This is a genomic window from Sulfitobacter sp. SH22 (genome assembly GCF_965641905.1).
Taxonomy (GTDB): Bacteria; Pseudomonadota; Alphaproteobacteria; order Rhodobacterales; family Rhodobacteraceae; genus Sulfitobacter.
This window is the reverse complement of the sequence record NZ_OZ282573.1, coordinates 954,916-967,661: the sequence shown is the minus strand read 5'-3', so window position 1 is coordinate 967,661 and position 12,746 is coordinate 954,916. Positions and strand designations below refer to the sequence as shown.

The window sequence follows — 12,746 nt, the reverse complement described above, 5'->3', positions numbered from 1 at the left end:
ATTAATTCCAAGCCAAATTCAGACATCAGCTGCATGATCGCTATGGAAGAGCTTGGCTCCTCATACAGGCTACCTTTAGTAGGCCATTTCAAGAAATTGTTTTCCTCCGTTATGGAAATTATGCGCTGTAAGGGCAAACATCAGTGATCCCGCTCCGGACAGACGACACCAACGTGCTGACCAGTCTTGTTGGCACTGCGTTACTGGGCCATGATCAGTTTGAAGCGTAAGGCTTCAGAATTAAGTTGAAATTATACTCATACGCCTGAATTGAGCTGAACTCTACGTGCTCAAATCACTTTATATTCGTCGAGCGAGATGATCCGAAAATTGTCGGTGACGGTATCGGTAAACGCGCGCCACTTGAGGGGCGATGTTTTGCGAAAGAACCCTAGAATTGCTTCTGTGAACTGGTCGAATGTGGCATAGTGACGATTGTGGGTGACACATTTATGCATGACACCCCAGAGACGTTCTATTGGGTTTAGATGCGGCGCATATGGCGGCAGGAAATGTAACTTTACCTGTCGCTCTGATCTCTCCAACCATGGCTGCAATATTTTGGCGTGATGGTAGCGTGCATTGTCGAGAAAGACGTGAATTGCCGTAATGGCTGGGTTCTTGGCTTCCAACTTTTCCAACATCTGCTGGGTTGTCTGGGCATTGATCTTCTCGCTTTCGACAAAGGTGAACTGAAAGGTCTCTAGATCAAGCGCACCTTGAATGTTGAGCCGCTTGCGTCCCGATGTTGCTTTCAGGGCGATCTTTTGTGTCTTGGGGAACCAACCATGGGCCGGTCGACTTTGATGTTCTGGATGCACTGCGTCTGAAAAGACGACCATTTCATCCGCCCTCAGTCCAGTCATCAGGGCCTCATAATGGGCGATAAAGGCCGCTTGTTTGATCTCGTCGGCCTGAGCTGGCAACGACTGAGGTTTTTTATAAACGAAGCCTAAACGACGCATCAGCTTGGGGGCTCCAGAGGCGCTATAACTTTGGTAATGCTCAGCCAAAATATAGGCGCAAACTTCATCTGCGTTCCGCGCAGAATGTTCCGTGAAATGTGCTTGTGTGGCCCGTTCCTGTTCAACAGAAAGGTGACCCTGCCGTTGGCTGTAGTCCTTCAGCCCGAAAAACGACAGCCCCGCGCCTGCAAAAGAAAACCGCCACTCCGGTAATACTGTGGGACCGATGTCCAGTATCTCGCAGATGGTTTTGGCATCATAGCCCGCATCCAAAAGTAGAAACACCCGGGCACGCTTCCACAAAAGAGCATCGACCTTACGCTGACGGAAAATAGCCTGAAGGGCAGAGCGTTGCTCTTCTGTCAGGGCCACTAACTTTGTCTGCTTGTCCATGACGACATCATGCAGAATATCAGAGGAAAAGAAGTGCGACCAATTGACTCGGAAGCCTCTGAAATACTCAGGTCAATTCAGGCATATCGGTATATGGGATTATTGTTGACGACTTGCCTTCACCATCAAACCGGATTGCCGGGAAAGAAGGCGCGCCAGATGCCGATAAACATCAGGATGCTGCCGATGTTGACGCACATATGCCATGTCGCGTAGCGCAGCGGCATTGTTTTGCGGGCATAGAATACAGTCCCTACGACATAGGCAAACGCCCCGCCGATCACGCACCACAAGGTCGCCCAGGGCACCGTTGTCAGATCGGGCAAGGCGGCAAGCCCGATCGCGCCAAGCCCCAGATAGGATGCCGTGGACCACGGGGATTTGACTTGGGGGTTGGTGATCTTGTTCCAGATCGCCACGACGCTGAGCGCCCAGCTGAAACACAGTAAAAACAGCGTCCATGGGGTGCCCGCAAGCACAAAGAACGGGGTGAATGTGCCCGCAATGCTGGGGTAAATCGCAGCGTGGTCGATGCGGCGTAATTTGATGCGCTGCGCGTGCCATGGCAGGAAATGATAGGACCAGGACGCAAGGTTGGACGCCAGCGCGCTGCTCACATAGATCGCCGCTGCAATGATCAAGCCATAGCCGGGCAGCGTTGCTGATCTGACAATCAACGCCGTGCCGGCGGTCAGGATCAGGATCAGCCCGACCGCGTGCACGAACATGTCGGCGCGCCGGTGCGAGAGGACGATACTGGGGAAATTTACATCGGTCATTTGGCGTCTCTGGCTCAGTCTGGGCCTGCGTTAGCGGCCCGAACTGTCAAAGTCTACAACGCCGGTGCGTCACCTGCCCCGGATTTTATGCGGCGGGTGCCGGTTTGCCTGCCAGAATGGCTTCGATCAGGATCTGGACGTGCAATGCCTCGGGCAATGTGGCCAGACGGTTCGGTTTACCCTCAATCAGCAAGACCAGATCATCCAGCTGCGCGCGCAGGCTGGTCGCCCGCGGATCGGCGTAATCGTCCACCACAGGCGTGAAATCGCCCCCCGTCGACACGGCATCACGGTAGAATTCGGAAATGCGGCGGCTGGATTTGCTGCCTTTGATGGTCAGTTCCTGACGGTCCGGCTGCGCCCCGCCAACGCTGCCCATGATCGTCACAGGCGCACCGCTGGCCGATACCAGACGCGCGGCCACATGCGTTTCGCATAGTTTGCTGTCTGACGGATAATCGGGCTGCGCCCAAACCAGTTCCAGCGGCCCCAGAATGCGTTCGGAAAAGAACAGAAAATGCGAGATAACTTCGCGGGTCATGCCCCCTTCTGCGCGAAACCGCAGCCAGTCGGCGGCTTGCTGCCAGGCGCGGGGCCATGCGGCATAGGTCACGACGATATCGGCCCCTGCCAATTCGCCCAGTTCGCCCGCTTTTGCCGCTGCATGGACATCCGTCAGGGCGGCCCCGGCGGCTTGGGTGAAATTCACAGCGGCAGGCACACCGGATGCGGCGATTTTTTCGACCAGATCGCGGCTTTCCTCGACGTTGATTCCCAAGGGTTTTTCCAGAAACACGGCCTTTCCGGCCGACGCCGCAGCCAGTGCATAGGCTTTGCGGGGCACGGGAGGACAGGCAAGATAGACCAGATCAGCGGTGGCAATCGCGTCCTCGGCTGTGGCGGTCACGGTCACACCGGGGGCATTTACCGCGGCCGTGCGACAGGCGTCTTCGCTGGGGTCCCAGACCGCAACAACCGAATAGGCAGGGTGCAAAACCATATGTTCCAGCATCCGCTGCCCCATAATGCCCAAGCCGATGATCGCTGTTTTGATAGTCATTGCATCCCCCAAATTCACACATCTTGCTGCACACTCCGGTCGACCGGCAGTTAATTGCGCTGTTGAAGTCTAGCACAGGAGCAAAGCGGACAGCGACCCGAAAACGCACCCCTTAAAATATGAAACCGCCGCATAGCGGGGCTATGCGGCGGTGAAATCTTGGGGTGTTCTGGTCGCGGATTAGCGCAGAACGGATGCCTGTGCGGCAATGTGGCGGATTTCGCCGCGTGCGATGCCGATATCGGCCAGGTCGCGGTCGCTCATTGCGGACAGCTCATCAAAGGTTTGACGTACGGCGCGTTTTTGGGCGCGGTTGGCGCGAAAGCCTTCGATCAGGCTGTGCATTTTCGCTGCGACGTCAAAGCTTGGTGCGGATAGGGTTGTATAGCTCATTTTTTTCTCTTCTACGGTTTTGCGGTGGCCTATCCACCGCAATCGGGTTGGTGCTGCGTCAGATCCGTCAGGGAGGATCGGGATCAGAAGCAGATGTTACGCAGGAACTGCCCCGCGTGGTGTTTTCACGAACAATCCGCGCAGTTTGGCGGATGTGCGTCGTGCAAAGGCTGCGATGAACGCGCTGCGTTCGGCTTGGGCCTGTGCAATGATCCGGTTAACATCGGCCGGTGTCGCTGTGCGATATGTAAAGTTGGTACTCATCATTTACTTTCCGTTTCTGGGCTTTCGTGCCCGTGACCTTCATATGTGCCGGACATGTGAAATGTGCAAACCATAGGCGATATGCGGTTTTTGCATGGCTCGGCTGGCGACGGTTTTGCAGGTGCGGAAACCAGCATGAAATGAGCACAGGGCCGCCTTGGGATGGACAGATTGTTTCAACAGGCTTAACGGGCCCACAACTTTAGATTTCGCATCCAGAACGGAGCAGTCCAATGGCCCAAAGCATACCCACCCCCGCCAAGCCCGCACCCGCACCTGCACGACCCTCGCAGCCGCAGACAAAGGCACCGGTTTTCACCGATTACGCCAGCATCTGATCGTGACACGGATCGGCAAGCGCGTTAATTTGGCGCTATGTCGCATTCCAACTCCGATCCGGTTTCATCCATCCGCAACCTTGGCCCTGCATTTCAGGAAAGCTTTGCCAAGGTGGGGGTGCATAGCGCAGAACAGTTGCGTGAATTAGGTGCCGATGCCGCCTATGAGAAACTGTTGCGCAACGGGCACCGCCCGCATTTCATCGGCTATTACGTTCTGGTCATGGGGCTTCAGGGGCGCCCGTGGAACGATTGCAAAGGGGCCGAGAAAAAAGCCCTGCGTGTGAAATTCGACGCCATGAAAGCCCGCGCATTCGACCCCGTGGATGCTGAATTCGAACGCCTGATGGATCAGATCGGCGTCAGACCCGCCCCCTCTTAGGACATGTGCCGCAGCACCCTGCCCTGTGGCGCATATAGAAAAAGGGCCGCAGTTTCCCGCGACCCTTCTTTAGCTGTCAAATGCAGGTGGGCTTAGCCGACCAGCTCAAGACCCGAGAAGAAATACGCGATTTCTGTCGCGGCTGTCTCTGGTGCGTCCGACCCGTGAACCGAGTTTTCGCCAACTGATTCAGCAAATTCGGCGCGGATTGTGCCGGGTGCTGCGTCGCTTGGGTTTGTTGCACCCATAACTTCGCGGTTTTTCGCGATGGCGTTTTCGCCTTCCAGAACCTGCGCTACGATTGGCGCGGATGCCATGAATTCGCACAGTTCGTCATAAAAAGGACGCTCGGCGTGCACTTTGTAGAACTCGCCAGCTTGGGCTTTTGTCAGGTGAATACGCTTGCTTGCAACGATGCGCAGACCTGCGTCTTCGAATTTTTTCGCGATTGCGCCGGTCAGGTTGCGGCGTGTTGCGTCTGGTTTGATGATCGAGAATGTGCGCTCAAGGGCCATGATAGCTCTCCTAATGGGGGTTAATTTGGGCGATCCCTAACATGGTGCCTGTCCCATGAAAAGCCGTGATTGACGCGGGGCCGGACATGGTTCACACCGCGCCCATGTTACGCATTTCAGAAATCAACTATTCCGTCGAAGGCCGCCCCTTGTTTGAGGAAGCCAGCGCCGTCATCCCCGAAGGTCATAAAGTGGGCCTCGTCGGCCGCAATGGCGCGGGTAAAACCACCTTGTTCCGCATCATACGCGGGGAATTGGGGCTGGACGCGGGCGATATTTCGCTGCCGTCGCGCGCCAAGATCGGCGGCGTCGCCCAAGAGGTCCCCTCCTCGGACGTGTCCCTGATCGACACCGTGCTGGCGGCAGATGTGGAGCGCGCAGCGCTGATCACAGAATCCGAGACCACCAAGGACCCGGTTCGCATCGCCGAGGTACAAACCCGTCTTGCCGACATCGACGCATGGTCTGCCGAAGGCCGCGCGGCCTCGATCCTCAAGGGGCTCGGCTTTGATGACCATGACCAGCAACAGCCCTGTTCCGCCTATTCCGGCGGCTGGCGCATGCGCGTCGCCCTGGCGGGTGTGTTGTTTGCACAGCCCGATGTGCTGCTGCTCGATGAGCCGACCAACTATCTCGACCTCGAAGGGGCGTTGTGGCTGGAAAACTATCTGGCCAAGTATCCGCATACGGTGATCATCATCAGCCACGACCGTGGCCTGCTGAACCGCGCCGTCGGGGGTATCTTGCACCTCGAAGACCGCAAGCTGACCTATTATCAGGGCAACTACGACCAATTCGCCAAAATGCGTGCCGAAAAACGGGCGCAGCTCTCTGCCGCCGCGAAAAAGCAGCAGGCGCACAAGGCGCATATGCAGGCTTTCGTGGACCGCTTCAAAGCCAAAGCCTCCAAGGCCAAGCAAGCGCAATCACGGATGAAAGCCATTGAAAAGATGGTGACAATCACCCCGCCAGAGGAAGCGGCGCGCAAGGTCTTTACCTTCCCGCAGCCTGATGAATTGTCGCCGCCGATCATCAGCATCGAAGGTGGCTCCACCGGCTATACCGAAGGCGTGCCCGTATTGTCGCGCCTTAACCTGCGCATCGACCAGGATGACCGCATCGCCCTGCTGGGCCGCAACGGTCAGGGCAAATCGACCCTGTCGAAACTGCTGTCCAACCGTCTGGTGCTGTTCGAAGGCAAAGCAGTCAATTCCAACAAACTGCGCATCGGTTTCTTTGCCCAGCATCAGGTCGATGAACTGGTCATCAACGAAACCCCGTTGCAGCACATGATCACGGCGCGCCCCGGCGTGATGCAGTCGAAACTGCGCGCGCAACTTGCCGGTTTCGGCCTTGGCCCCGACCAGGCCGATACCGAGGTCGGCCGCCTGTCAGGGGGGCAAAAAGCCCGCCTGTCGCTGCTGCTTGCCACTCTGGATGCGCCGCATCTGCTGATCCTCGATGAACCGACCAACCACCTTGATATCGAATCCCGCGAGGCCCTGGTCGAAGCGCTGACCCGCTATTCGGGCGCTGTGATCTTGGTCAGCCACGACATGCACCTTCTGTCGATGGTGGCCGACCGTCTGTGGCTGGTGTCCGATGGCACCGTCAAACCCTATGAGGACGACCTCGAGGCTTACCGCAAAATGCTGCTCACGGTCGAAAAACCGGTCAGCAAGAACGCCAAGCCGGTCAAAGAAGTCCCCAAACCCAAACGCGTCTCGCGCGAAGACATCCTTGCCCTGCGCTCCGAAGTGCGCACCGCCGAAGCCCGCGTGACCAAAATCAACGACATGCGCGACAAGCTGGCCAAGAAACTTGCCGACCCTGCCCTTTACGAAAAGGAAAAAGTCGGCGAACTTGAGGTGTGGAACAAAAAATACGCCGAAGTGATGGCCGCCCTTGAACGCGCCGAATCCATCTGGATGGCCGCTCTTGAAAAGCTGGAGACCGCCTCTGCCTGACACTATGACCCATTTCGGCCTGACTTCTCTGGCTCACAAATATCCCGGGGGTCCGGGGGCTGGCCCCCGGTAGCAACATATGATGACACTCGACATTGCCTTTATGATCACGGCCTTTGCCACCATGATCGTGATCATCGACCCCTTTGCGATCGGGCCGATGTTTCTGGCCCTGACCCCCGGCATGCCCCACGCCCAACGCCGCCGCATCGCATGGCGCGGTGTCTTTGTCGCGGGGTTGATCCTGCTGGTTTTTGCCGCCTTCGGCGAGGCCGTGCTGAATTTTATCGGCATTTCGATGGCCGCCTTCCGCGTTGCGGGGGGTATCTTGCTGTTTCTGACCGCGCTCGAGATGCTGTTTGACCGCCGTACCAAGCGGCGCGAACAAACCGCAGCCGATGCGGATCATGACCCTGACGATCATGATCACGACGACCCGTCGGTCTTTCCGCTGGCGATCCCGCTTATCGCCGGGCCCGGTGCCATCGCGTCGGTGATCCTGCTGACAGGCGAAAAGCCGGGCATCGAAGGGTTCGTCACCGTGATGGGCATCACCTTTGCGGTGTTGATCCTGATGGGCATCACCATGCAGGCCAGCGGCTATCTGGAACGGGCCTTGGGCAAGGTCGGCATCAACGTCATCACACGGCTTTTGGGGATGCTTTTGGCGGCGCTCTCGGTGCAATTCGTGCTCGATGGCCTCAGCGCATTCGGATTTGGCCCCGGCGCGGGCTGACAAAGGCCGCAACACACCCCATATTCCAGATCAGGAACAAGGGATTTACCTATGCCAGAATTCGAAACCGGCCGTCTGATCTATCTTTTGGTGTTGCTTGCGATGGTCGCGGGCTGGTTCTTTATGCAAGGCCGTGGCGAAGGGTTTAACAAAACCCTGCAACAGGCCGCGGTCTGGGGCATGATCTTTATCGGGGCCGCGGCGGGTTACGGTCTGTGGGGCGATATCAGCCGCAGTTCGGCCGTGCCGCAGCAAAGCTATGAGGCCGGGATCGGCACGGTCACCATCCCGCGCGCCCGCGACGGGCATTATTACCTGACCATGCAAATCAATGGCGCGGCGATCCGTTTTGTGGTGGATACCGGTGCCAGCGACATGGTCCTGACCCGCGCCGACGCGCAGCGCGTTGGTCTGTCACCAGATACCTTGAACTATCTTGGCCGCGCCAACACCGCCAACGGCGAAGTCCGCACCGCATTCGTGCGCCTGAACGAGGTGCAACTGGGCACGGTGCGTGACTTCGATGTCTCTGCCGTGGTCAATGACGGAGATATGGCGCAATCCTTGTTGGGCATGGGCTATCTGCAACGCTGGGGCCGGATCGAGATTTCGAATAACGAACTGATCCTGACACGTTAAGACCGCCCCGCAACCTGTTCAGGTTTCTGCCTTTTTCTCCCAGTTGCCGCTTTCTTCGGACCAGTATTGTGCCGATGCACCGGCATCTTTCAGCGCTTTCCACTGGCCGCGCGCCTTGTTCAGCGCGATCTCGTCCAGCCCGTCGAACAGGATGCAGACGCGGTCCAATGCTGCAACTTCATCCGCCTTCACATCGGCCCCGTGGATCGAAAAAACGCAAGTCGCCCCGTTTGGCGTATCGCTTTTCGTTGTCAGCAACACCGGCTGGTCCGCATCATGGGGGCCGCCTGCCAACCCGTGTGGCAAGAACCCGTCATCGGGGCCCAGCCACAGGGCGGCATCCATTTGCGCCAACAAAGTGTCATCGGTCCCGCGAACTGCCACGCGCCACCCTGCCCCTTGGGCCTTGCCCAACAGCATGGTTAACGTCTCGACCAGCGGTCGCTGGGTCAGGTGATAGAAATACGCGGCACCCATTGTCTATTCGCCCTCGTAATGGTCCGAAATCAACCGGTTCAACGATGCCACACCCCAGCCTGTCGCACCTTTCGGGGCCAATGCGGTTTCCTCTTTGACCGAGGCAACACCGGCAATATCAAGGTGGATCCACGGGGTTTCGTCTTTCACGAACCGCCCAAGGAATTGCGCAGCCGTCACAGCACCGCCATTGCGACCGCCGATGTTTTTCATATCGGCGATCCGGCTTTCCAGCAACTTGTCATAGCCCGCACCCATCGGCATCCGCCATGCGCCTTCTTTTTCGGCACCAGCCGCTTTCAAAAAGGCGTTGCACAGCGTGTCGTTGTTGGAAAATACGCCTGCGTTCTCATGGCCCAAGCCCACTACGATCGCGCCTGTCAGGGTGGCAAGGTCGATCATGGCGGCGGGTTTGAACTGTTCTTGCGCGTACCACATCACGTCACATAGCACCAACCGCCCTTCGGCATCCGTGTTGATGACCTCGACCGTGTCGCCCTTCATGGTTTTGATCACATCGCCGGGGCGGGTCGCGGTGCCCGAGGGCATGTTTTCGACAATGCCCACCAGACCGACGACATTGGCCTTGGCCTTGCGCAACGCCAGACTGCGCATCACGCCTGACACCACGCCCGCGCCGCCCATATCCATTGTCATGTCTTCCATGCCGGCCCCGGGCTTGAGGCTGATACCGCCGGTATCAAAGACCACGCCCTTGCCGACCAAGGCCAGCGGGGCGGTGCCTTTTTTGCCGCCATTCCATTTCATAACAACCACATAGGACGGGCTGGCCGACCCCTGTCCAACAGACAAAAGCGTCCGCATGCCCAGCTTTTCCAGCTTTGCATCGTCCAGCACTTCGACCTCGAGGCCGATGCTCTTCATCGCGGCCAGACGGTCGGCAAATTCGGTTGTGGTCAGCACATTGGCCGGTTCATTGGTCAGATCGCGGGTCATAAACGCCCCGTCGGCAATGGCCAACAGCGGCTCCGCTGCGGCTTTCACGTCGTCAGGGGTGCTGGCCATGACCGTAACCGACCCTTTGCGCGGCTTGCCTTTGCTTTTGTTATCCTCGAACGAATAGTCGCGCATCGCCAGACCAAAGCACAGCTCCGCCGATTTGCGCAGCCCGCCGGTCAGCACCAGCAAATCCGCCTCGCCGCGCTGTTTCGCCAGATTTGCCCCTGCTTTGCGCAGGTCATGCACGTCTGCGTTATTGGCCAGTTGCACCACATCCACGGCTTCGGCTGCCATGCCTGTGGGATAGCCCATGCTCAGCACGTCGCCGGGTTTCAGATCGGTGAACTTGGTGCTTTGAACCAGCCGTTCCAACGCGCCTTTGGTCAGCTTGTTGATCCGACGCGCACTTGGGTTCATCTTGCCTGTGGCATCCACCGTCACCGCCACGCGGCCGGCATGGCCTGCGATCTGGTCGATGTCGGTTTGGACAAAACTCATTGGGGTCAATGCGGTCATGTTCGGGGTCCTTTTCATAAGAATTGCCCCAAGACCTAGCGCGCAGTCGCCGGTAAGGCCAGATAGCAGTTTTCGCGGGCGCTATTTTGCTTTATCGTGACCGAATAATTACAGTTCAAACACCTAAGGGATGCAGATTGGCTAAGTTTGACCGCTATATGTTGTCCCAATTGCTGATCCTGTTCAGTTTTTTCGCGCTGATACTGGTGGCGATTTTCTGGATCAATCGGGCTGTTGTCTTGTTTGACCGGCTGATTGGGGATGGCCAGACCGCGCTGGTATTTCTTGAGTTTACAGTTCTGGGCCTGCCCAAGCTGATCACCACCGTGTTCCCAATCGCCGCTTTTGCAGGGTCGGTCTATGTGATCAACCGCATGACCAGCGAATCCGAACTGATTGTGATGCAGGCAACGGGCAGCGGCCCGTGGCGTCTGGCGCGGCCCGTGCTGGTCTATGGCATCTGTGTGGCGGTGATGTTGTCGATCCTCACGCATTTTCTGGTGCCCATGGCAAAAGGGCAATTGAGCCAGCGCGAGACCGAGATTTCGCAAAATGTGTCGGCGCGTCTGCTGACCGAGGGCGAATTTTTGCATCCTACCTCCAAGGTGACGTTTTACACCCGGCTGGTTGGGGCCGATGGCGTGTTGCGCGATGTGTTCCTGTCGGATCGCCGTAACCCCGAGGAAGGCATCATCTATTCCGCATCGGAAGCCTATCTTGTGAACAACGGCGACGGCACCACCCTGATCATGGTAGACGGGCTGGCGCAGCGTTTGTCCAATGAAACCAAACAGTTGTCCACGGCCAAATTCCGCGATTTCTCGTTTGATATCTCGGCGCTGGTCAGGAACCAAGCCAGGGAAAACCTGTCGATCGACAGCATGGTCACGCCCCGGTTGCTTACCCGTTGGGGCGATCTGGGCGGCAGTGGGCTGATCAGCCAGGGTGCTATCACAGAGGAGTTCCATTCCCGCTTTGCCGCGCCGCTGTTTTGCATTGTTGCTGCGATGATCGGCTATGCCACGTTGATTCTGGGCGGGTTTTCGCGGTTCGGGGTCTGGCGCGAGATCGTGATCGCCTTTGGTTTGCTGATCGCCATTGACGGGATCGACGGCAGTCTGGTGGATATCGTGCTGAGGGATGCCAGCCGCTGGCCGCTTGTTTATCTGCCCAGCCTGTTTGGGCTGGTGTTGGTCACGGGGATGATCTGGCATGCGGCCCATCCGGCCTGGCTGCGCCGGTTGCGCCGCAGAAAGGTCGCTGCATGATCCTGCATTTCTATTTCGCACGGCGTTTCTTGACCGGTTTCCTGCTGATCACGGGGGTGCTGTTCGCGTTGGTGATCTTGGTCGATATGGTCGATCAGGCCCGCAAGTTTTCAAGCTACGACATCAGCTGGCAACGGGTTCTGGGGCTCACGTTGCTGAACACGCCCGAAACCTTGAACCTGATCTTGCCGCTGATCATGATTCTGGCGACGGTTGTTTTGTTTCTGTCGCTGGCCCGATCGTCCGAACTGGTGGTGACCCGTGCCGCTGGCCGCTCTGCGCTCAGCGCGTTGCAGGCACCTGTGGCGGTGGCGTTTATTATCGGGATCATGGCGGTTGGGATGCTGAACCCGATCGTTGCGGCCACGGCGAAACGCTATACTCAGGTCACCGAAAACATCCGCGCCGGCGGTGCATCAGCCTTGTCGATCAGCGACGAAGGGTTGTGGCTGCGTCAGGGGGGCGATCCGGGGCAGACGGTGATCCGTGCATGGCGGTCGAACGGCGATGCGTCGGTTTTATATGATGTGACCTTTATCTCTTATGCGCCCGAGGGGGGCCCGAACCGCCGGATCGAGGCGACAAGTGCATCCCTTGAGGATGGCAACTGGGTGCTCACCGGGGCCAAGTCGTGGCCGCTTGAGGTCGGGGTAAATGCCGAAGGCAACGCCGCGTATTTCGAAACGCTGACCCTGCCGTCGAACCTGACCCTTGACCGCATCCGCGAAAGCATCAGCGACCCTGGTGCCGTGTCGATCTATGAGCTGCCGGCGTTCATTCACCAGCTTGAGCAAGCAGGCTTTTCCCCGCGCCGTCACAAGGTCTGGCTGCAGACCGAACTGGCGCGGCCGTTCTTCCTGGTGGCGATGGTTCTTGTTGCGAGCGCATTCACCATGCGGCATACGAGGTTTGGGGGCACAGGCGTTGCCGTCTTGGCATCGGTCTTGTTGGGGTTCGGTTTGTATTTCATTCGCAGCTTTGCACAGATTTTGGGTGAAAACGGGCAAATTCCGGTGATCCTCGCTGCCTGGGCTCCGCCTGCTGCGTCCATTCTGCTGGCCCTTGGTCTTTTGCTGCATGCGGAGGATGGCTGA

14 protein-coding genes are annotated in these 12,746 nt (G+C 57.9%); 6 read left to right on the top strand and 8 right to left on the bottom strand.

All coding sequences use genetic code 11. The features are described from left to right. Window positions 1-290 precede the first annotated feature (290 nt). From ACSQ13_RS06720 to ACSQ13_RS06700, 5 genes are all read right to left on the bottom strand, one after another. Complete coding sequence (locus ACSQ13_RS06720) at window positions 291-1,358, bottom strand: IS630 family transposase (protein WP_295508412.1); 1,068 nt, start codon at window positions 1,356-1,358, stop codon at window positions 291-293. 125 nt (window positions 1,359-1,483) lie between these two features. Beyond that, window positions 1,484-2,137, bottom strand: a complete 654-nt coding sequence (gene trhA / locus ACSQ13_RS06715; RefSeq protein ID WP_176249828.1) for a PAQR family membrane homeostasis protein TrhA — start codon at window positions 2,135-2,137, stop codon at window positions 1,484-1,486. Window positions 2,138-2,222: 85 nt separating this feature from the next. Continuing rightward, a complete protein-coding gene (locus ACSQ13_RS06710) occupies window positions 2,223-3,197 on the bottom strand; it encodes a Gfo/Idh/MocA family protein (RefSeq protein ID WP_295508418.1) in 975 nt (324 codons plus the stop codon). A 180-nt stretch (window positions 3,198-3,377) separates the two neighbouring features. Then, on the bottom strand, window positions 3,378-3,590 hold the full coding sequence (locus ACSQ13_RS06705) for a DUF1127 domain-containing protein (protein WP_176249830.1): 213 nt from the start codon (window positions 3,588-3,590) through the stop codon (window positions 3,378-3,380). A gap of 96 nt (window positions 3,591-3,686) precedes the next feature. Then, window positions 3,687-3,857, bottom strand: a complete 171-nt coding sequence (locus ACSQ13_RS06700) for an RSP_7527 family protein (protein WP_176249831.1) — start codon at window positions 3,855-3,857, stop codon at window positions 3,687-3,689. Between the two features lie 372 nt (window positions 3,858-4,229). On the opposite strand from ACSQ13_RS06700, the gene ACSQ13_RS06695 reads away from it, so the two are divergent. Continuing rightward, window positions 4,230-4,574: a TfoX/Sxy family DNA transformation protein gene (locus tag ACSQ13_RS06695; protein ID WP_176249832.1), complete on the top strand. Its 345-nt coding sequence runs from the start codon at window positions 4,230-4,232 to the stop codon at window positions 4,572-4,574. A gap of 92 nt (window positions 4,575-4,666) precedes the next feature. Here ACSQ13_RS06695 and ndk read toward each other — a convergent pair whose 3' ends face one another. Further along, window positions 4,667-5,089: a nucleoside-diphosphate kinase gene (gene ndk / locus ACSQ13_RS06690; RefSeq protein ID WP_176249833.1), complete on the bottom strand. Its 423-nt coding sequence runs from the start codon at window positions 5,087-5,089 to the stop codon at window positions 4,667-4,669. A gap of 104 nt (window positions 5,090-5,193) precedes the next feature. Here ndk and ACSQ13_RS06685 point away from each other — a divergent pair, with 104 nt between their 5' ends. The 3 genes from ACSQ13_RS06685 to ACSQ13_RS06675 all read left to right on the top strand — a co-directional run bounded on the left by ACSQ13_RS06685 (window position 5,194) and on the right by ACSQ13_RS06675 (window position 8,431). Beyond that, the gene (locus ACSQ13_RS06685) at window positions 5,194-7,056 is read left to right on the top strand and encodes an ABC-F family ATP-binding cassette domain-containing protein (RefSeq protein WP_295508423.1); all 1,863 of its coding nucleotides are present in this window, start codon (window positions 5,194-5,196) and stop codon (window positions 7,054-7,056) included. 82 nt (window positions 7,057-7,138) lie between these two features. Then, window positions 7,139-7,792, top strand: a complete 654-nt coding sequence (locus ACSQ13_RS06680; protein ID WP_176249835.1) for a MarC family protein — start codon at window positions 7,139-7,141, stop codon at window positions 7,790-7,792. Between the two features lie 51 nt (window positions 7,793-7,843). After that, a complete protein-coding gene (locus ACSQ13_RS06675; protein WP_176249836.1) occupies window positions 7,844-8,431 on the top strand; it encodes a retropepsin-like aspartic protease family protein in 588 nt (195 codons plus the stop codon). An 18-nt stretch (window positions 8,432-8,449) separates the two neighbouring features. On the opposite strand, the gene ACSQ13_RS06670 is transcribed toward ACSQ13_RS06675, so the two are convergent. Further along, window positions 8,450-8,908, bottom strand: a complete 459-nt coding sequence (locus ACSQ13_RS06670; protein WP_295508425.1) for a DNA polymerase III subunit chi — start codon at window positions 8,906-8,908, stop codon at window positions 8,450-8,452. Between the two features lie 3 nt (window positions 8,909-8,911). After that, the gene (locus ACSQ13_RS06665; RefSeq protein ID WP_295508427.1) at window positions 8,912-10,384 is read right to left on the bottom strand and encodes a leucyl aminopeptidase; all 1,473 of its coding nucleotides are present in this window, start codon (window positions 10,382-10,384) and stop codon (window positions 8,912-8,914) included. A gap of 137 nt (window positions 10,385-10,521) precedes the next feature. Here ACSQ13_RS06665 and lptF point away from each other — a divergent pair, with 137 nt between their 5' ends. Then, the gene (gene lptF, locus ACSQ13_RS06660) at window positions 10,522-11,652 is read left to right on the top strand and encodes an LPS export ABC transporter permease LptF (RefSeq protein WP_176249839.1); all 1,131 of its coding nucleotides are present in this window, start codon (window positions 10,522-10,524) and stop codon (window positions 11,650-11,652) included. Then, window positions 11,649-12,746 carry an LPS export ABC transporter permease LptG gene (gene lptG, locus ACSQ13_RS06655; protein WP_176249840.1) on the top strand — a complete coding sequence of 366 codons (1,098 nt, stop codon included), beginning with the start codon at window positions 11,649-11,651 and terminating at the stop codon, window positions 12,744-12,746. Before lptF ends, lptG begins: the two co-directional genes overlap by 4 nt.

Excerpts from the sequence above, each read along its gene's own strand:
- ACSQ13_RS06720 (WP_295508412.1), bottom strand. The coding sequence starts at position 1,358 with ATGGACAAGCAGACAAAGTTAGTGGCCCTGACAGAAGAGCAACGCTCT.
- trhA (WP_176249828.1), bottom strand. The coding sequence starts at position 2,137 with ATGACCGATGTAAATTTCCCCAGTATCGTCCTCTCGCACCGGCGCGCC.
- ACSQ13_RS06710 (WP_295508418.1), bottom strand. The coding sequence starts at position 3,197 with ATGACTATCAAAACAGCGATCATCGGCTTGGGCATTATGGGGCAGCGG.
- ACSQ13_RS06705 (WP_176249830.1), bottom strand. The coding sequence starts at position 3,590 with ATGAGCTATACAACCCTATCCGCACCAAGCTTTGACGTCGCAGCGAAA.
- ACSQ13_RS06700 (WP_176249831.1), bottom strand. The coding sequence starts at position 3,857 with ATGATGAGTACCAACTTTACATATCGCACAGCGACACCGGCCGATGTT.
- ACSQ13_RS06695 (WP_176249832.1), top strand. The coding sequence starts at position 4,230 with ATGTCGCATTCCAACTCCGATCCGGTTTCATCCATCCGCAACCTTGGC.
- ndk (WP_176249833.1), bottom strand. The coding sequence starts at position 5,089 with ATGGCCCTTGAGCGCACATTCTCGATCATCAAACCAGACGCAACACGC.
- ACSQ13_RS06685 (WP_295508423.1), top strand. The coding sequence starts at position 5,194 with ATGTTACGCATTTCAGAAATCAACTATTCCGTCGAAGGCCGCCCCTTG.
- ACSQ13_RS06680 (WP_176249835.1), top strand. The coding sequence starts at position 7,139 with ATGACACTCGACATTGCCTTTATGATCACGGCCTTTGCCACCATGATC.
- ACSQ13_RS06675 (WP_176249836.1), top strand. The coding sequence starts at position 7,844 with ATGCCAGAATTCGAAACCGGCCGTCTGATCTATCTTTTGGTGTTGCTT.
- ACSQ13_RS06670 (WP_295508425.1), bottom strand. The coding sequence starts at position 8,908 with ATGGGTGCCGCGTATTTCTATCACCTGACCCAGCGACCGCTGGTCGAG.
- ACSQ13_RS06665 (WP_295508427.1), bottom strand. The coding sequence starts at position 10,384 with ATGACCGCATTGACCCCAATGAGTTTTGTCCAAACCGACATCGACCAG.
- lptG (WP_176249840.1), top strand. The coding sequence starts at position 11,649 with ATGATCCTGCATTTCTATTTCGCACGGCGTTTCTTGACCGGTTTCCTG.